We start from the raw sequence: 18,136 nt of genomic DNA on the forward strand, positions 1-18,136 counted from the left end.
GCATGGTTGGCAATAGAGCTGAACAACAATCCTGTTAAAGCGGCGCTTGCGAGTTTCAATCGGTCTTTCTCCAGGTGGTGAGATCTACTTGAGGGTTCAGTGAGCTACGTTGCCGGCGGAGAGCACGGCCATCACGGCTTCAGCCACAGCCTTGGGCGATTGAGGGTTTTGACCGGTCACCAGCCTTCCGTCGGTGATGGCAAATGAAGTGAACGGCAGCCAGCCTTTGCGATAACGCGCACCCTGGCTCACCAGCTTGTCCTCAAGGAAGAAGGGCACCTGGCTTTTCATGCCCGAGAACAGCTCTTCGCGATCAGAGAATCCGGTGATGTTCTTGCCCCTGATGATCAACTGGCCTTGTTCATCCTTCAGATCCAGCAGGCCCGCTACGCCATGGCAGACGGCTGAAACGATGCCGCCCTGGTTGTAGATGGTTTCGGCGACACGCCGTAGGTCGGGATTATTGGGGAAGTCCCACATGACGCCGTGGCCCCCGGTGAAATAGATGACGCTGAACCGGGACGGATCGACATCGGTGATCGGCAGGGTGTTTTGCAGGCGAGCGCGAAAGGCAGGGGACTGCAAATGCTCACGGGCCGACTTGTCCATATACAGCCAGCCGAGACTGCGCTCATCCAGAGGCACCGCGCCACCTTTGGGGCTGGCAAAAACTGTCGTGTAGCCGGCCGCTTCCACCACATCGGTGAAATGCGTCAGCTCGGTCAGCCACAACCCCGTGGTATCGGTTCGTGAGGGATAGCTGGCGTGATTGGTCAGGATCACCAGTATCTGGCGATCCTTGGCAACAGTCGTGGAAGGGGCCGTGTCAGCATTTGCAAAAGTCATGAAAGCACTACCTATCAATACCAACGCATAAGAAAAAAGGGTCTTTAGCATCATCCGGGCTCCATCAATCATGCAGTTCAGTGCATGCTCACCTTAAACTTAACTTTAAGGTCAACCCCACTGCAGCAAATAATATCCGCCGGTAGTTGCTCACTTCCGCTTGACCCTCAACCTGACTTTAACGCTAGCGTCTGGCACTGATTGGGCAAGGCAGTAACGCACGTCATCAATACCGTCAGGAGCAATGCATGAGTCAGCAAGACAACCTGGATACGCAGTTGAAATGGATGATCTATGGCGCCAATGGCTACACCGGCGAGTTGATCGCTCGTGATGCTGTAAAGCGTGGACTTAAACCTGTGCTAGCGGGACGCAACCGCGACAAGGTCGAAGCCCTGGGCCGGGAACTGGGCCTTGAAACCCGAGTGTTCGGACTGGAGGATGAAGTGCGGTTGCTTGCTCAGATCAAAGGTCATGGCTTGGTTCTGCATTGCGCAGGGCCGTTCTCAGCGACCGCCGCACCGATGATGGAAGCCTGCTTGCGCGCCAATGCGCACTACCTGGACATCACCGGCGAAATTGCCGTATTCGAACACGCCCAGTCCTTGAGTGAACGTGCGCGTGCGGCAGGCGTGGTCATTTGCCCCGGCGTCGGTTTCGATGTGGTTCCGACTGACTGTGTCGCCGCTGCACTGAAAAACGCGCTGCCGGATGCCACGCATCTGGCACTGGGGTTTGATTCACGCTCGAGTTTTTCGCCCGGTACTGCCAAGACTTCGATTGAAGGCATGGCGCAGGGCGGCAAGGTTCGTCGTGACGGCAAAATCGTCTCGGTGCCGCTGGCGTATCGGGTACGTCGTATCGACTTCGGCGCCGGAGAGAAATTGGCCATGACCATTCCTTGGGGCGACGTTTCCACGGCTTGGCATACCACCGGTATTGCCAATATCGAAGTGTTTATACCAGGCTCCGCGGGGATGATTCGCGGCGCCAGATTCGCCAATTTCATTCGTCCGCTGTTGGGTTTGTCCTTCGTGCAGAGCCTGCTCAAGGCGCGCATCGGCAAGACAGTAGTCGGCCCGGATCAGGAAAAGCGTGCCGATCAAGGCACCTATGTGTGGGGTGAGGCCCGTAACGCTCGCGGTGACTGCAAAGTCGCACGCGTGCACACAGCGAACGTTTACAGCCTGACGATCGATGCTGCGTTGGCCGTGGTCGACTCCCTACTACAGATGCGCCCGACTGGCGGAGCTTACACACCCGCCCAGCTATTGGGCGCCGATCTGGTGACGCACTTGCCAGGGTCTGGCGCGATGAACATCGACTGACCTAGAAAAAGGTGTTGACCTTAAAGTTTACTTCAATCTTAAGGTGGCCTCATATCCAGTTGAGGACTGCTCCATGAATGTGTTCAACACCCTGATGCTTCCCAACGGTTCGACCATCAAGAACCGAATCGCCAAAGCCGCCATGGAAGAGAACATGGCGGATGCCCACCAAGCTCCCTCCGAAGAACTCATGCGTCTCTATCAAGCGTGGGCCGACGGTGGTGCCGGCCTGATCATCACCGGCAACGTGATGGTCGACGGCCGCGCCATGACCGGACCGGGTGGCGTGGTGTTGCAGGACGATCAGCAACTGAACAAGTTCAAGCGCTGGGCGCGTATTGGTCGATCCGGCGGTGCGCAGTTCTGGTTGCAGATCAATCACCCAGGTCGGCAGATGCAGTCCAACCTTGGGCAAAAAACCTGGGCACCGTCAGCCGTGGCGCTGGAGCTGGGCAAAATGTCCAAGCGTTTCGCCACACCTCACGCGATGACCCCTAACGTGATTGAAGAGGTCATTCAGCGCTTTGCGAACACCGCACGCCTGGGCGAACAAGCCGGATTCACCGGCGTGGAAATCCACGCCGCACATGGCTATTTGTTAAGTCAGTTCCTTTCGCCGCTGACCAATCAAAGAACGGACGAGTGGGGCGGCTCTCTGGAAAACCGGGCGCGCCTGTTGCTTGAAATCGTCAAGGCGGTCAGGGCTGTGGTTTCGGCTGAATTTGCAGTAGCGGTCAAACTCAATTCCGCCGATTTTCAGCGCGGAGGGTTCACTGCCGATGACGCGAAAAAGGTGGTTGAGCTGCTCAACGACCTCGGTGTGGATCTGGTGGAATTATCCGGCGGCAGTTACGAAGTACCCGCCATGCAGGGTGAGGCGCGCGATGGCCGCACCCTGGCTCGCGAAGCCTATTTCGTCGAATTCGCCCGTGACATCCAAACTGTCGCCAAAATGCCGGTGATGGTCACCGGCGGTATACGTCGCCGCCCGGTTGCTGAAAGCGTAGTGCAGAGTGGTGTGGACATGGTGGGCATCGGAACGGCGTTAGCCATCGATCCGCACTTGCCTCGTGACTGGCTGCTGGGCAAAGACAATGCCCCGCAATTGCCGCCGATCTCCTGGAAAAACAAAGCCATCGCGGCGTTGGCGAACATGGCAGTAGTGAAGTTTCAATTGCGCAAACTCAGTCGGGCTAAAAAGCCCGATCCGAGCGTTTCACCGTTGCGTGCGCTGATCCTGCAACAGCTCTCCATGGCATTTCGCACCCGTCAATATCGGAGGTGGATAGAAAAATCTTCGCATTACAATGGCCTGAGAGGTGCAAGATGACCATCGCTGTAGAGCACTCCCCAGTTATCGACACCGCAAACACGCTCGACCAACAAAGAAGGGCATTTCTCAACGACGGGCCACCCAGCCTCAAGCGGCGTAGGGCCAATCTGGTCAAATTGCGCGCGGTGGTTCTCGCTCACAGGCGTGAAGTGGAGGATGCGATCAGTACTGATTTCGGCAATCGCTCCAGACATGAGACCGACATCATGGAACTGCTTGGCGTGGTGCAGTCCATTGACTACCTGTTGCGACATCTGCGCCGTTTCATGAAACCCGAACGTCGTCACGTCGCGGCGTTCCATCGCGCCGGCCGCGCCTATGTGGAGTATCAGCCCAAGGGCGTGATTGGAGTCATGGCGCCTTGGAACTACCCGTTCTCCCTAACCTTCATCCCATTGGCGACTGCGCTCGCGGCTGGCAACCGGGTGATGATCAAACCCTCCGAGCTTACGCCACGCACCAGCGAACTGATCCAGCGCATGCTGGCGAGCTGTTTTTCTGCCGATGAGGTCGCAGTGGTACTCGGCGGCCCTGAGACAGGTGCTTATTTCAGCAGCCTTCCGTTCGATCACCTGCTGTTCACCGGCAGCACTCAGGTAGGCCGAATGGTAATGCGCGCTGCCAGTGACAATCTGGTACCGCTGACCCTTGAACTGGGCGGCAAGAGCCCCGTGATTGTGGCGCCAGGCCATGCAGGGCGTAGCGCATTGGAAAGCATCGTCTTCGGCAAATTATCCAATGCTGGCCAGACCTGCGTTGCACCGGATTATGCCCTGGTTCATGAAGACGACCTGGGCGAGTTCATCACCCAGTACCGCGACGCTGTTACCCGTTCTTATCCGCAAGGCCCAACCAGTCCCGATTACACCTCGATTGTCAGCGACAGGCATTACACGCGGTTGCATACGCTCATCAAAGACGCACGCGCCAAGGGAGCAGACGTGATCGAGGTAGGAGTGACCCCAGAGCGTGCGGCAGAGCGACCGCGGACGTTGGCTCCGGTGTTGATCGTGGGAGCCGAAGACGATGCATTGGTCATGCAGGAAGAAATCTTTGGCCCACTGCTACCGGTTCGTACCTACCGCTCTCTCGACGAAGTAATCGACTACATCAACGCCAGGCCGCGCCCACTCGCGCTTTACTATTTCGGCAATATGGATGCCGACAGCGAGGCTGTGCTCAAGCGCACCACATCCGGAAATGTCGGTATCAACAACACTCTGCTGCACGTTGCCGTGGATGATCTACCATTCGGCGGCGTAGGGCTGAGCGGTATGGGGGCCTACCACGGCATCGAGGGTTTTCGCTCCATGAGCCATGCCAAGGGAATATTCGTCCAGGGTCGCTGGAGCCTACCTAGCCTGCTCAGAGCACCTTTCGGCAAGCTGGCTGAATTCGCCATCGCAATCACGCTTCGGGGGCGGCCATAACGCCATGTCGAGTGGCTGAGGAAACCCTAGTCTTCACCCTCGACAGTAAAGCTAAGGTAAGCGTGAACGACGTAATACTCAGGTGCGATTCGCTACTCGCCAAGGCAACGCTTGAGATGTATGTGACGTGGTCAGGGTAGGTGGTAGACCAAGTGCACGCGGTGCATTTGGTCCCAACTAATGCAGTTTTTTATACCGCGCGCGAAGAGGGGACGTGATGGGGCTTCGCAGACGTCGCCGACTGAGGGTTGCTACACATCAGTTGAACTTCACGATCCAGCGCAGTGGCAAGACCCGCATACAAAACGCAAAGAACCTCCAAGGCCATGCCGGGACATAAGCCGTCGTTGGCTTTCGCTCAATAGCCGCTACCAAAGCTCGGCATCCAGTTTCTTCACTGACTTCGAAGGGGAGTTTCTTGGCACCAGCATTGAGTTCTGTGCGGATATAACCTGGGAAAATCGTGCTGACTCGAATAGGTGTTGAAAGCAGCTCCGCACGAATACCTTCGGTTAGATGAGCAAGAGCAGCCTTACTGGCGGCATAGGCGGTCAGATGCTTGGGGAGGCCTCTAACCGCACTCATGGAGGAAATGGTGACCAGGTGGCCGGAATTCTGTTCTCGAAAAATTTCGACGGCCGCCTCACATTGGGCGAGCGCCGCGATGAAGTTGGTCTCGGCCGTACAACGATTAATGTCGAAATGCCCAGAGCCAATGCGGCGACCTTCGCCGACACCGGCATTCACAACGATGCGATCAATTCGACCAAAGAGTCGCTGAAACTCTCGAAAGACACAAAACACTTCTGCGTGGTTATTTACGTCCAAGCACAGTAACTCGACCCTGATGCCGTAGCGGGAGGTCAACTCCTGTTTGAGGGCTTCGAGCCGATCGCTTCGTCTCGCACACAGTGCAAGATTATACCCGAGCTCGGCAAATCCCCTGGCCATGCCCGCTCCAAGACCAGAGCTGGCGCCAGTTATAACGACGTTTTTGGCGTTGGCATTCATTGTCATTACCTCTTGGAAAGTGGAGGCTCAAAAGCCTGCATGGCGAATGATGCTGCGGCAACGCCAGTCAAAATAATTGACCAGTACCCAGTAGTTCTTGAAATTGGGGTTTCGGGTCTGTCCATGGTGATAGCGGTAGTAGATCTGCTGTGCAATGCAGGCCAGGCGGAAGAGCCCAAAGACTTCGTAGAAGGCCCAGTTTTCACAAGAAAGCCCCGAACTTTTCAGGTAGTAGTCCACAACCTCTCGGCGCGTCAGCATGCCAGGTAGGTGAGTGGGTTGCCGACGCGAGGCCCGCATTAGTGCGTTGTCGTCCGCTTGTACCCAGTAGGCAAGCATGCAACCCAAATCCATTAGAGGGTCACCCAGCGTGGCTAACTCCCAGTCCAACACGCCGATGATGTGGGATGGCTCTTGCGGTGCGAGAACAAGGTTGTCAAACCGCCAGTCATTGTGGATGACGCAGGTCCGACTATCGGACGGAGTATTGGCTTTGAGCCAACGGCGTACTTTTCGATAGCTCGGCACATTCCAAGTACGTGCCTTCTCATAACGATCATCCCAGCCCTCTACCTGGCGCACGCAATAGCCAGCCCCCTTACCGATACCCGCCAACCCCGCTGTTTGGTAGTCAACCTTATGGAGGGCGACCAGCGTGTCGAGCATGTTCAGGCAAAGCTTGCGGACATGCGGTGCGTCCAGATTGAGTTCGCGGGGTAGGTTGGCCCGCGGAATGATGCCTTCAAGACGCTCCATTACGTAGAAGTCACAGCCAAGCACGGACGAGTCCTGACAGACGGCAACCATGGTTGGCACAACCGGGAAGGCCTCTTTCAGCAGTCGTTGGATGTTGTATTCGCGCATCATGTCATGTGCAGATGCCGCCTTGGTGCCGGCGGGCGGACGTCGCAAAATAAAGTCGCTGTTCGAGTACAAGAGCCGATAAGTCCAGTTAGAGGCACCTCCAGAATACTGGGTTACTTCTGCAGTGCCTTTCAGATCCGGCACCATTCCTTTCAACCACCGATCGACGGTGCCAATGTCTAATTCTTCGCCACGCCGAACGGCGCCGCCTTTATCGATCACGCTCATTCGCTTTCTCCCGAAGCAGCAAGGCAGTCACGCACTATCCAGTCACGCATTAACAAGGGGCCGGATGCGCGCTATCAAGCAGCGGACCGGCCCCTTGTTATCACGGTTGCGTTAAGAGCACGATCTTGCCGATATGTCGGCCCGAGTCCATTAACTCATGCGCCGCATGGGCGTCTCTCAAGCGGAAGGTCTTGAAAATCAGCGGTTTGATTTCCCCTTTGTGGAGATGCGGCCATACTTGGGACTCAAGCTCAGTGATAATCGATCTTTTCTCGTCGTGAGTTCGGGAACGCAGCGTTGAGCCAATATGAGTCAGCCGCTTGACCAGCATGGGAAAGAGATCAACGTTGGTGGCGGGGCCCTTGACGACACCGATCTGCACGATGCGACCGTTCATGGCCGCGACCTGGAAGTTGCGACTCACATAATCACCACCAATGATGTCGACCACAACGTCGACACCACTCCCGTTGGTCTCTCGCATTACTTCTTTTACGAAGTCCTGCTCGGTGTAGTTGATGGCGATGTCCGCCCCCAGTGATCGACTGGCGGATTGCTGTTCCTGGTTCTTCACCGTTGTGAAGATCCTTGAAGCCCCGAAGACTTTGGCGAGCATGGTAGCTGTGGTGCCAATCCCCGATGCGCCTCCATGAATCAGTATTGAATCGCCAGCTTTGAACTGCCCCCGCTGGAACATGTTGGCCCATACGGTCATGAAGGTTTCAGGCAACGCTGCGGCTTCAACCATGCTCAATCCTTGAGGCAAATGCAGGGTAGTGCGCTCATCCGCTACAGCGTATTCGGCATAGCCACCACCCGGAACAAGAGCCATTACTTGGTCCCCAATCGTAAAGCTACTCACATTGGAGCCTGTGGCAACGACTTCCCCGGCTATTTCAAGACCTGGAATGTCCGAGGCTCCAGGGGGTGGGGCATACAAGCCTTTTCGTTGGAGCACATCTGGGCCGTTCACACCGGCGGCGTGAATCTGGATCAGTACCTCCCGTTCGTTTGGCTGAGGAGTTGATCGTTTGGTTGGCACTAGGACTTCCGGACCGCCGGGTTGCTGGATTTCGATTGCGGTCATATGCGGCGGAATGCTGATTAGATTCATGTATTGAGCCTCGATGAAGGAGCTACCACCGGAAATTAGCTGATGGGGCACCTAGGAATGCCGAAGAGCTAGTGACAGTGAATGCATGGCCGAGTCGAGATATTGTGTGCAGCTGCGATGTAGGGCGATACCTTCCATAAGAATAGAAGGCGGGCCAGGCGCAGCTTGAAACTATCTCTCCTGGTGGCGCTGGTGAGCGTAGAAGGCAAGAGCCAAGGGGGCAGTTCCCCATATGCTCTTCCATGACGGCTTTTGCGAGGCGGCTCGGCATACTTGAGCCGTTTAGTCGCTTGACCGTTGATTCAAACTCTAAGATTAAAGCTAGCTTTAATGTCAATGATAAATTCTACCGTTGGGGGGGCTCTTAACCTTTTAGCGCTCTCAAGCACCGGTGAGAGCCGAAAGTTTCGTTTTGGCTTGCCTCGATAAGGGGCTACCACCTGGGTTGGATGAGCTTGAAAGCTTCGACTCAAGCAGAAGGCAGGAGCCAAAGCGTCCGCTTTTTGCCGTTATCGACCTGATACAAAAACCAGTTTTCCTTGGCAACGCAGCCGGCCCGATACGCTCGGCTATCGGTCCAGCAGAGGTGCCAGCAGTGCACACATGCCGCGCCAGTGCGAACCCTCCCAGTAAACCCGTTGGCAGGTGTCGCAGCGCAGGAAGTGCGAATAGAGGGCGCTAACGCGCGGCGGCACCAGCGGCCGGGCCAGTTCCGGGCTGATCTCGTGCAGCGGCAGGTTGCAATGAAGGCACAGGCTGAAGGGCTGCGCGCTACGTGCCAGGTCGAGGCGCTCGTACAATTCGCGCAGCTGCAGCGACGGTTTCAGGGCATGCACGTAACAGCCGTGGCTGATGATCTTGCGCTTGAGCAGTTCGCGGTCGCGGGTTAGCACGATGCGTCCTTGCTGCGAAGCGATCTCGGCGATCTGGCCATCCTCGAAGCCATTGTCGTAGAGGGTGTCGAAGCCGCTCATGCGCAGCAGGCTGGCCAGCCCGCCAAGGTGCGCATCAGCGACGAAGCGCAGCACCCGTAAAGGTTGCGCACGAACCTTGAGCAGTGGGCTGATGTCCAGCGCTTCGAACTTGGGATACACCGCCAGCCGGTCATTGTCGAAGATCACCCGCTCGAAGCCCACCGACTCGCCGTTGAGCAGCACCAACTCGACCTCGGTGTGCGGTATCCCGAGGGCTTCGATCATGTGCTTGACCGTCGCCCCTCGCGCGCACTCGCAAGTGAAGGGCTGCCGCCGCCGTTCGGCCGGCAGGAAATCGTTAAGCTCCTCGTAGAAGCGGAAGGTTGCACTGGTCATGCTGAACAGTATGGCAGGGCTGCAGTATGAGCGAGGCTAGTCGGCCGAAAGTCGCCGCTCAACAGTAACCTTTATCAGCGATCCGCCAGAAAACGCGACAGTGATTGCGCCAACGCATCGAACACCAGCGCGATACGTCGTACTCGCCGCAGGTCGTGGTGCATGGCGATCCAGACATCTACACGGAAATCGACCTGTTCCGGCAGCACCCGCACCAGCCCATGGCGGCGCGCCAACTGGCTCGAACACACGCCGATTCCCAACCCGGCCCTGAGCGCCGCAAACTGGGCCAGATGGTCATCAGTGCGAATGACTGCGTGTTCCGACGTGCAGAGGAAACCCTGTTGCCCCAGAAACGCCACTTCCGCCAGGTTGCGATCAGGGCCGATCAGCGGATAGTGGTTCAATTCGCTTGTGCGGTGGGGTACGCCGCTCTGCGCAAGCAGTTCCGCAGTCGCATACAGGCCTACGTGCAAATCCCCCACATGGCGTGTGACCACGGCCGCCTCGGTAGGACGACGAATACGCACCGCCACATCGGACTCCTGCAACGCCAGGGCCTCCAGGCGGTTCGAGACGCTGAGCTCAAGGGTCAATTGTGGCTGGGCCGTGCGAATCTCGCGCAACATCGAAGGAAGCACCTCAACGCCAAGCAACTGGCTGCTGGTGACGCGCACCGTCCCTCCAGGCACGCTCGCTTCGGCAGACGCGGCACGGGTGAACGCCTCGGCGGCCAAGGCCATGGATTCAACGTGGCCGATCAGCTCTCTAGCCGTATCGGTGGGCATCAATCCCGACGGGGAGCGGACAAACAGGCTCATCCCGACGCTGTGCTCAAGCGCATCTATACGGCGCCTTGCGGTGGCTTGCGCGATGCCCAACGCGCGCGCGGCAGCAGAAAGACTACCGGTTCGAAGGACAGCCAGGAAAACCCGCTGGGTTTCCCATTGGAGCTGTGGGGCGTTCATACATTTCCTATGAGCAGATAAGCAGGTTTGATCAGTTTTAATCAGGTCGACACTCGCGCATGCTTTACCGAAATCAACACCCCCATCAAGTGCCCTGTCGCGCCAACAAGAGACTTGACTCATGAGCCTTGCCGGTGGATGCCGCTGTGGCGCCGTATCTTATCGCTCGATGACCGACACTGAAACGAGGTCTCCATGAACAACCAGACACCCCATGTCACCGGTACCTGCCGTTGCGGACAAATGACCTTTGAAACCCATTGCGGACCTGTTATCACCAGCGCATGCCACTGCGTGGGCTGCCAGAAAATGTCCTCGAGCGCATTCTCCCTGACCGCGCTTTTCCCGGCCGAAGGCTTCGTGATCACACAGGGCATCCCGGTCATCGGCGGCCTGCATGGCACGACCCGGCATTTCTTCTGCCCATATTGCCTGACCTGGCTGTTCACTCGCCCTGCCGGAAACGAGGCGTACATTGGTGTGCGCAGCAGCCTGCTGGACAACCCGGAGCATTACGCCCCATTCATGGAAACCTGGACCCGTGAAAAATTATCGTGGGCTAATACGGGGGCACTCGTCAGTTACGAGGCTTTTCCTGAGCCGCAAGATTATCCCGCGCTAATGGCTCAGTTTTCGCAACGCTGATGGTTGCGCAGAGGTGTGCTGAGTTTCAGCGAGCTGAACGGCCGATAGACTTGGAATCAGCGGTCTTGGCACAATGCGCACCTGGAAAGGAACTCACCCAAGGAACCCCATGGCCCGCCCCGTACAGCCCCTGCGTTCATTATTGTTGCTTGCTGGATTGCTGTTGAGCGTGGGCACACCTGCGTTGGCGGCATCCTTCGATTGTCAGAAAGCGTCGACAACAGTGGAGCGGGCCATCTGTGCCAGTCCCGAATTGAGCGAGCTGGACAGCACTCTCGGTGCACACTACAGCAGGGCAATAGCGAAGCTGGCACCCGATCAGCGCGATGCCTTGCGCAGTGGCCAACGTGCCTGGTTGCAAACTCGCAACGCCTGCGCCGCTGAGCCGGACAAACTGACGGCTTGCCTGCAGCCGCTGCTGAGCCAGCGGGTAGTGGCGGTGGGCAAGCTGACCCAGCCGGACACGGCGGCCCTGGACGCGATTATCGCCAGCATTCCCTACCACCCGGCCGAGGCGGCACAAGGGCTGAGGCATTATCCGAGCAGTGAGTTAGCCGCGGCCTGGCTGGTTTATCTGCACCGTTTTGAGCCGGCCAGCGGGGTGACGAAAGAGGAGGCCGAAAAGAACCGTCAACAGGTACTCAAGGTATTGGCTGACGACGACTTTCCGCGTTCGGTGTTCAGCGACCTGGAGAATGATCAGTCGGTGAGTCGCGACCGAGTTGAACTGACGTTGCTGCGCATGATGATCGAGCGGGCAGAGTACGCGTTATTCGCTGACCAGCGCGCCTATGTCCACTGCTTTATTTTCTCGCGCCAGGGCGAGGCCGCCTACGAAGCCTTTGGCTCGCTCTACGGTTCTACCCGTGACACCTTTGCGCCAATCTGTGGCCCCCAGGGCAACCTGTTTGAACAACGTCCCTGGAAGCAACTGAGCAGCAGCTTTGACGAGGTGGTGTCTGCGGCGAGCGAGAATGCCGGCACCATCCGCTTTGCCAGCTATGCCGACTGGCACTTGATGGCGCTGCGAGCTACGACGTCTCCCCGAAACTTTCTCAAGGCGCCGGCCGCACAGGCGGATGATCCCGAACAGATCGTGCGTGATTGGCCCAACGACAAGTCCTGGCCGAAAAAGCAGCGTCAGCAGGCCCTGGCTGCGGTCGAGCCCGCCCGACAGGTGACCAGCACCTGGTTGCAGCACGAGCGCGGTTTATCGGCGGGCGAGGCGCAACAGGCTGCGCGGGAGATCGTTCGGCAATGGATGAGCCAGCGCCTGGATTTCATCGGCGAGTAAGCCCCGCTGTTCCCCTGCCTCCGTACTGGGTGACGCCTCCCGGGTGGGGGGACATTCAGGGCATTTTCAAACTGGGGAGTGCCGCCTCGCCTTTGGCGGTCAGGACCGGCTGCAACTGGTCCCAGGTAAAGCTCAGTTCATTGTCGCAACCATCACCCGTGGCGGGTGTGGAGAGTTTCATGCCTTGGGTATCGAAGGCCAGGTCGAACTCCGTGTAGCTGGTCACGGCCGGGCAGCCCTCGTCCACGGTAGTTTGCTTGGCCAGCCAGGCGTTGAACTTGGCGGGCAATTGGATAGAGCCGGAGTAGGGACTGTCCCACTCGTAGCGTCCGCCCAGCCAGGACCACGGATCAACGCTTTCACCGGTTTGCAGGTTCCAGGTGTGCAGGCCCCAGCTGATACCGTTACGGCCGTAACCGGCGGCCCAGCGGTAGAACCTGACGGTGATCCATTGCGACGACCAGTACAAGGGCTCGACAAGGATTTCACTGGTGGAGGTCCCGCCGTTATTACCCAGGGCGTTGCGCCGCTCCTGGTAAAAATCCTTTTGGCCTTCAGGGCTGATCGCCAGGCGCGCCAAGTCTTTATTGACCTTGGCCATTGCCGGTCCATCCCCTTCGAGCTTCAAGGTGACTTGCGCACCTTGGGTCTTCACCTGATAGGGGTGGTCCTGGAAGCTTTTTTTCTCGATCTTGGCTGCCGGCGGTATGGCTTCGATGGGGGCGTTATAGGTCTCGCTGGCACAGCCGTCGGTGTTCGATGGGGTGCCGATGCGCTCAAGGTGCAAGGGGACTGGCTGGCTGTCCTGGTTCTTGCTCCACGCCCCGGTCAACGCATCACCCTGTGGCGCTTCCAACCGCCAGATACCGGTTTTGCCTTCTTCGACCCATGGCTCATCAGCCTTGTCCTGGGTCAGTTGAATAGGCGTCAGGAAGCGCTGGTAGTAGTAACTGGCGCCCTGGTTAGGCGGTGCGTTGAAACAGACAGTGATGGGGCTTTTGCCCAGCGTGCCTTTCCAGACGCCGGCCAAGTCGGCGTGGGCCAGGGGGGAGAGGGCTGCGAGGCAGAACACTAAGGTTTTTTGCATAAGTATCAGACGTCCGGTTGTCCGATGAATGGGTTTATCACAGCTTATAACCGATCTGCCGCAACAGGTTCTTGCGCCACAGGATGTCTGCGTCGTCTTCAACGTCATGGGCACAGAAGCCATCCACTACGCCCAGGATCGCTCGCCCTTGTTCCGTCTCGGCGAGAATCACTTCAGTTGGATTGGCTGTTGCACAAAAAATACGGCACACCTCTGGAACCATTTTGAGGGTGTTCAACACGTTCAGCGGATAGAAACCCTCGCCCAGGAAAATGATGAAGCTATGGCCTGCGCCGATGGCTTTCGCATTCTTCTGTGCAAGTTCGATCATTGAGGTATCGGTGCCAGACCATCGCACCAGGCATTTGCCGGAGGCTTCACAAAAGGCCACGCCAAACGGGATGCCCGGCACGGCATTGACCAGCGCTTCATGGATATCCTCGACGGACTTGATGAAGTGCGTCTGACCCAAGATGAAGTTCGTCACATCCGGCTTATCGATTTTCAACGTGATGAGTTGCATCTCAAACGCCTCCTTTCACGGTGTTGCTACCAGAGACGGGCAACAGATCAAGCATAGCTACTCATTTGCAATTGATCCGGCCACTGACCGGCTTTGGCCCAGGCTGTCATCCATCATTCGTCGGCATGTTCCTTCAGCCAGTTGTCAAACCCCTCCAGCTTGCCGGAAACGCTCCAGCTGAAATGGCGTCAATGCAGGCGCTGCAAGGCGATGACCAGCAGCTGTTTGAGGAATGCCTTGCCCTGGAACCCAAACTGAATGTCTCACGGCTTGCGTCTGTTTTTTCTCTTTGAGGAAGCGCTTTGCCTGACAGAAAGTCCCAGAGAAAAAAACTACAAATTTAAAGCGCCACCACGGAATAGATCCGATGTGGCGCGGGAGTGCGCTGATAGGCTGCGTGTGCGGATTCAGATCTTGCAGGAGGAAAGTTCGGTGAGGCTGCCGAGTTAGCCCGACAGCAAGACGAAGTAGACCTGGCGGCCTGCTCTGGGGGCGATTGCTACAACATGGAGAATGCACAAATGGATTTGAGCCCTGATGACATGATTGATGACACCTGCACGGTGCTGTTCAAGCTCAGCAGAGAGGTGTTGGACAGCCGTGGTTTTCTGTACGAGCTGGCTTGCCGCATGGAAGGGTGGGCAGGGGTTGAGGTACTGCGTGTTCAGCTCCAGGACTATTGCTATGAGTCTCAACCCGACCGTGAGGACTTGGTGGAGGCTCTCTTGGTCTTGGAGGGGCGGCAAGGAGAGGGCGATGACGGCGCGATTACCTGATCCCGTTGTCGACACCCCGATGATTGTGACGTTGGACGAACTGCGAGCCTATGAATACGACCCCCGGGTGAACCGCAACCCACGGTATGACAAGATGCGGGCCTCCATCCTCCGTAGTGGTTTGGACGCGCCACCGCCCATAACCCGTCGGCCGGGAGAGGCACACTTCATCATCCGCAACGGCGGTAATACGCGACTGGCGATTCTCAAAGACCTCTGGCGGGAAACCCAAGACGAGCAGTTCTTTCGTCTTCAGTGCTTGTTTCGCCCGTGGCCGGCCCGTGGGGAAGTCGTTGCGCTGGCAGGGCACCTGAAGGAGAACGATCTGCGCGGTGGGCTGACCTTTATCGAGCGAGCGTTGGGTGTGGAGCGTCTTAAGGCGCTCTATGAACAGGAGCTGGAGGCGCAGCTCTCCCAGCGCGAGTTGGCAAGGCACCTCATGTCCGATGGTTACCCGGTTTCGCAGTCCCACATCAGCAAGATGCAGGACACGGTGCGCTATTTGCTACCGGCCATTCCCAAGACGTTGTACGCAGGTTTGGGTAAGCCACAGATCGAAAAGCTGATAGCGCTGCTTCGTTCGAGTGAGAGGGTTTGGTTCAAGCATTTGGGGGCAAGGGCGGACGCGATGGGTCATGTGTCCCTGTTCCAGGAAACCCTGGCCCTGTTCGACCAAGGGGGCTTCAGTTACGAGCGTTTTCAGGATGAGCTGGTGTACAAGATGGGCCAACGGCTGGGGCAGGATTACAGCGACCTGAAACTGGACCTCCTCGAACCCGAACGTCAGGTACCGCAACAGCGCGCACTGGGGCTCTCCCTGAGGTCTCCATCGTTACCGCTGCCGTTGATGGCCGGGCAGATAGGGCCGGCCACTGACCAAGCGTCCAGGCCGTCAGAGGTGCCGGCGTCGAGTAACCCAGTACTGGATGGCGAGGCGGTTCCGCCTGTGCGTTTGGGCGAGCCGGAGCGCTCTGATGGCCTGCCGTTCACGCTCACGGCAGATGAGCCGCCAACAGACCTCCAGGGCCATATGGGCTCGACCATACCGCAACGTATGCCCTTCGCTGAAGTGATTGGGCCACTGCAGGCCAGTGATGATGTTGATGCGGTACCCGGTGTCGAGTCGATGCCCCAATCATTCGTAGCCATGCCAGCGGATGAGCCGAATCGGGTGGAGGATCTTGGCGAGTTCGAAGGTGCTGCCGATGATCCTGAGGGTTTGCGCCAAGTGATTTTTGGTTTGGTGCGGGACATTGCCGATGAGGTGGCGCTGACGCCTGAGTTTTTCTGCGCGAGCGACCAGGGCATCGGTTTTCGGTGTGTCCGTCAGGTGGGCTGGGGCACTGATTCGCTCACTGTCACACCTGAGGGACTCACGCCTCAGGCGCACATTCTCCTCATTCTCTTGGAGGGATTGAGCGACGGTTGTGGACTGGCCTCAGGGCCAGCACCACTCAGGGGCAACGCTAACCTGGCGTTGCCCTTTGAAATGCCCAGCGACCGATTCGCGGTCAAGCTCGGGCAATTACTACTGGGCGGTTCGCCGTTCGACGATCAGCCAGCATCGAGACTGGAGCGTCTCAGCGATGTCGCCCTGATCAAGCTGTTCAGGGTCATACGTTTGGCTCGGCGTCTTATTGAACGACAGGAAGATCGACCTGTGAATCAGGTCATTTGATAACCATGGAATGGTGGAGGTAAATGTGCTCCCTTTGAATCTAGCAGTCGCCTTTCAAGTGTTGGACAACATCAAAAATGGCCAACTGCGTAGCTGTCTGGCCATGGGGTTTGAAGAGAAGGACCTACAAACCCTGATTGATCCTCGCACCATAGGGGCCTTGGTGAACGCACCGGTCCCCTGGTTTAAGGTTGTCGTGGATGGCACCATGGTCCACCGGTTGTTGGCCCATGCCAGAAATATGAATGAGGAGGACCTGATCCGGCGCGCAATCAGCTTGGGCGCGAGCGGGATCATGATCACTGAGCTCTTTGGTTTGCCACCTAAGGAGATCGCTGTTCGGCGTGACATTCTGGGGATTCCCAGTCGTAAGGGGCGCCCGCCGAAAATCGGCCCTGAGCAGGAAGCCATTCTCTGGGGGCACTGGGTCCAGCTCACGAAGGAGCAGGACACTAATCTACGGGACATGCGCTCCGTTCTGGAGGTGGCCATGCTGATGGCAGAGCGTGAGCCAACGCAGAACCTGGCAATGGTCTGGAGCATTATCCAGGATTGGATCGCACAAGATCTGGTGTGATCGCCGGCGGATCTCTCTATGGCTTTACTTCGGGGACCGCTGTAGGTCCCCGTTCACACAGGTAAGTAGGGCTCTGAGCAACTGTGAGGGGAGTTCTCCAGGTGATTCCACTGGAATCATACTGGCAGGACGCTACTGCATTTTCAGTCGGTTCAGTAGGTGGCTCGCTTGTGCCATTTCTGTTTTCGTCAGCGTTTTTCTCGGTTTTCACCCGCTAAAACGGATCATGCGCAAACCTGTTTGTTGACTGACGCCTCGCCTGTTCCTGATGACACTGATGTCTCGACCTCAATCTATCAGGAGCTTTTCATGTCAAATCCATTTCCACTCACTTTCGGTCCGTTGCGCAGTTCCATGGAGCTGACGCTTCACACTCACCACGCAGCCCTCATCTGGCTAGGCAGACCCGCTGGCGAAGGGAAGAGCGGCATCATCAGCCTTAACGGATTCGTCAACTTGGTGAACAAGATCGTGCGTGGGGCCGAGCAGGATGACCCTTACGCCGATCTCTGGATGATCCGTATCCACGAGAAGCTTGAGCATTCGAAAGATGCGTTGACGCTGATTCGAGATCGGCTGGATGAGCGGATGGGGTGTCTGCCCACTGCGATCCGTGTGGGTGAAAATTTCAATGTTCACCCTGTCACGTTGCCGCTGCACATCAACACCCAGTTGGGCTTTTTGGCGGTATATCTGCTGATCGACTACGACAATATCGTTCGCCGGTTGCGGTTGGCTCACCACACGGCGCTGATGGGGCGCCGGGATATGGACGTCTGGATCAATGCGGGCAGGAATGTGTTGCGTAGCCTGTTCGGTTTGGCTCAACAGTCCAGGCTCTCCGGAACGACTCGTGAGGATTTCATCGCCAACAATGCCGCGGCGCGTGAAGCCCGGGAGCGGTTTGGGGAGTTGCCGACGGATGTGCTGGAGGGCACTCGGCGTTGTGAGTTCGCGCCTGCGATCATTCGGCGTCGTGTGAATGATGTGGGGCGGCCGGAGGTAGTTGAAGCAGAGACTGAGGACGGGGCCGAGGTTGAGGGTGCAGCGGGCGAGAGTCGGGCGAATTCGAGCGTAGGTTCGGCAGACGAAGTGATGGACTCTGAGCGCTTGGGAGGGTAATG

The 18,136-nt window shown here is 57.6% G+C and carries 17 protein-coding genes; 9 read left to right on the forward strand and 8 right to left on the reverse strand.

What is annotated here, in order from left to right; all coding sequences use genetic code 11:
- Positions 1 to 96: 96 nt before the first annotated feature.
- On the reverse strand, positions 97 to 900 hold the full coding sequence (locus NUH87_RS00565) for a type 1 glutamine amidotransferase domain-containing protein (protein ID WP_338524222.1): 804 nt from the start codon (positions 898 to 900) through the stop codon (positions 97 to 99).
- Positions 901 to 1,094: 194 nt separating this feature from the next.
- On the opposite strand from NUH87_RS00565, the gene NUH87_RS00570 reads away from it, so the two are divergent.
- The 3 genes from NUH87_RS00570 (at position 1,095) to NUH87_RS00580 (ending at position 4,937) form a co-directional block, all read left to right on the forward strand.
- Positions 1,095 to 2,174: a saccharopine dehydrogenase family protein gene (locus NUH87_RS00570; RefSeq protein ID WP_338524223.1), complete on the forward strand. Its 1,080-nt coding sequence runs from the start codon at positions 1,095 to 1,097 to the stop codon at positions 2,172 to 2,174.
- A 73-nt stretch (positions 2,175 to 2,247) separates the two neighbouring features.
- A complete protein-coding gene (locus NUH87_RS00575; RefSeq protein WP_338524225.1) occupies positions 2,248 to 3,504 on the forward strand; it encodes an NADH:flavin oxidoreductase/NADH oxidase family protein in 1,257 nt (418 codons plus the stop codon).
- A complete protein-coding gene (locus NUH87_RS00580) occupies positions 3,501 to 4,937 on the forward strand; it encodes a coniferyl aldehyde dehydrogenase (RefSeq protein ID WP_338524226.1) in 1,437 nt (478 codons plus the stop codon). Before NUH87_RS00575 ends, NUH87_RS00580 begins: the two co-directional genes overlap by 4 nt.
- Positions 4,938 to 5,195: 258 nt before the next feature.
- Here NUH87_RS00580 and NUH87_RS00585 read toward each other — a convergent pair whose 3' ends face one another.
- The 5 genes from NUH87_RS00585 to NUH87_RS00605 all read right to left on the reverse strand — a co-directional run bounded on the left by NUH87_RS00585 (position 5,196) and on the right by NUH87_RS00605 (position 10,432).
- Complete coding sequence (locus NUH87_RS00585) at positions 5,196 to 5,948, reverse strand: SDR family oxidoreductase (protein WP_338524227.1); 753 nt, start codon at positions 5,946 to 5,948, stop codon at positions 5,196 to 5,198.
- A gap of 27 nt (positions 5,949 to 5,975) precedes the next feature.
- Positions 5,976 to 7,040: a phosphotransferase family protein gene (locus NUH87_RS00590; RefSeq protein WP_338524228.1), complete on the reverse strand. Its 1,065-nt coding sequence runs from the start codon at positions 7,038 to 7,040 to the stop codon at positions 5,976 to 5,978.
- Between the two features lie 100 nt (positions 7,041 to 7,140).
- Positions 7,141 to 8,127, reverse strand: coding sequence for an NAD(P)H-quinone oxidoreductase (locus tag NUH87_RS00595; RefSeq protein ID WP_338527036.1), 987 nt, complete (start codon positions 8,125 to 8,127; stop codon positions 7,141 to 7,143).
- A gap of 596 nt (positions 8,128 to 8,723) precedes the next feature.
- Positions 8,724 to 9,464 (reverse strand): Mut7-C RNAse domain-containing protein, encoded by a 741-nt coding sequence (locus tag NUH87_RS00600; RefSeq protein ID WP_338524229.1) that lies wholly within the window; start codon positions 9,462 to 9,464, stop codon positions 8,724 to 8,726.
- Between the two features lie 74 nt (positions 9,465 to 9,538).
- On the reverse strand, positions 9,539 to 10,432 hold the full coding sequence (locus NUH87_RS00605) for a LysR family transcriptional regulator (RefSeq protein ID WP_338524231.1): 894 nt from the start codon (positions 10,430 to 10,432) through the stop codon (positions 9,539 to 9,541).
- Between the two features lie 195 nt (positions 10,433 to 10,627).
- Between NUH87_RS00605 and NUH87_RS00610 the strand changes: the two genes are divergently transcribed.
- The gene (locus NUH87_RS00610) at positions 10,628 to 11,077 is read left to right on the forward strand and encodes a GFA family protein (RefSeq protein ID WP_338524233.1); all 450 of its coding nucleotides are present in this window, start codon (positions 10,628 to 10,630) and stop codon (positions 11,075 to 11,077) included.
- A gap of 109 nt (positions 11,078 to 11,186) precedes the next feature.
- The gene (locus tag NUH87_RS00615) at positions 11,187 to 12,371 is read left to right on the forward strand and encodes a lysozyme inhibitor LprI family protein (RefSeq protein ID WP_338524234.1); all 1,185 of its coding nucleotides are present in this window, start codon (positions 11,187 to 11,189) and stop codon (positions 12,369 to 12,371) included.
- A gap of 55 nt (positions 12,372 to 12,426) precedes the next feature.
- On the opposite strand, the gene NUH87_RS00620 is transcribed toward NUH87_RS00615, so the two are convergent.
- On the reverse strand, positions 12,427 to 13,458 hold the full coding sequence (locus NUH87_RS00620; RefSeq protein WP_338524235.1) for a hypothetical protein: 1,032 nt from the start codon (positions 13,456 to 13,458) through the stop codon (positions 12,427 to 12,429).
- A gap of 37 nt (positions 13,459 to 13,495) precedes the next feature.
- Entirely contained in the window at positions 13,496 to 13,981 is a 486-nt protein-coding gene (locus NUH87_RS00625; RefSeq protein ID WP_338524237.1) for an adenosine-specific kinase, read from the reverse strand.
- Positions 13,982 to 14,502: 521 nt separating this feature from the next.
- On the opposite strand from NUH87_RS00625, the gene NUH87_RS00630 reads away from it, so the two are divergent.
- From NUH87_RS00630 to NUH87_RS00645, 4 genes are all read left to right on the forward strand, one after another.
- Positions 14,503 to 14,757: a hypothetical protein gene (locus tag NUH87_RS00630; RefSeq protein WP_338524238.1), complete on the forward strand. Its 255-nt coding sequence runs from the start codon at positions 14,503 to 14,505 to the stop codon at positions 14,755 to 14,757.
- The gene (locus NUH87_RS00635; RefSeq protein WP_338524239.1) at positions 14,738 to 16,435 is read left to right on the forward strand and encodes a ParB family protein; all 1,698 of its coding nucleotides are present in this window, start codon (positions 14,738 to 14,740) and stop codon (positions 16,433 to 16,435) included. The genes NUH87_RS00630 and NUH87_RS00635 overlap by 20 nt, the downstream gene beginning before the upstream one ends.
- 25 nt (positions 16,436 to 16,460) lie before the next feature.
- The gene (locus tag NUH87_RS00640) at positions 16,461 to 17,012 is read left to right on the forward strand and encodes a DUF2857 domain-containing protein (RefSeq protein ID WP_338524240.1); all 552 of its coding nucleotides are present in this window, start codon (positions 16,461 to 16,463) and stop codon (positions 17,010 to 17,012) included.
- A 309-nt stretch (positions 17,013 to 17,321) separates the two neighbouring features.
- Positions 17,322 to 18,134 (forward strand): PFL_4669 family integrating conjugative element protein, encoded by an 813-nt coding sequence (locus NUH87_RS00645; protein ID WP_338524241.1) that lies wholly within the window; start codon positions 17,322 to 17,324, stop codon positions 18,132 to 18,134.
- The last annotated feature ends 2 nt before the right edge of the window (positions 18,135 to 18,136 follow it).

The organism is Pseudomonas batumici (assembly GCF_036585405.1).
In the GTDB taxonomy this organism is placed as follows: domain Bacteria; phylum Pseudomonadota; class Gammaproteobacteria; order Pseudomonadales; family Pseudomonadaceae; genus Aquipseudomonas; species Aquipseudomonas batumici.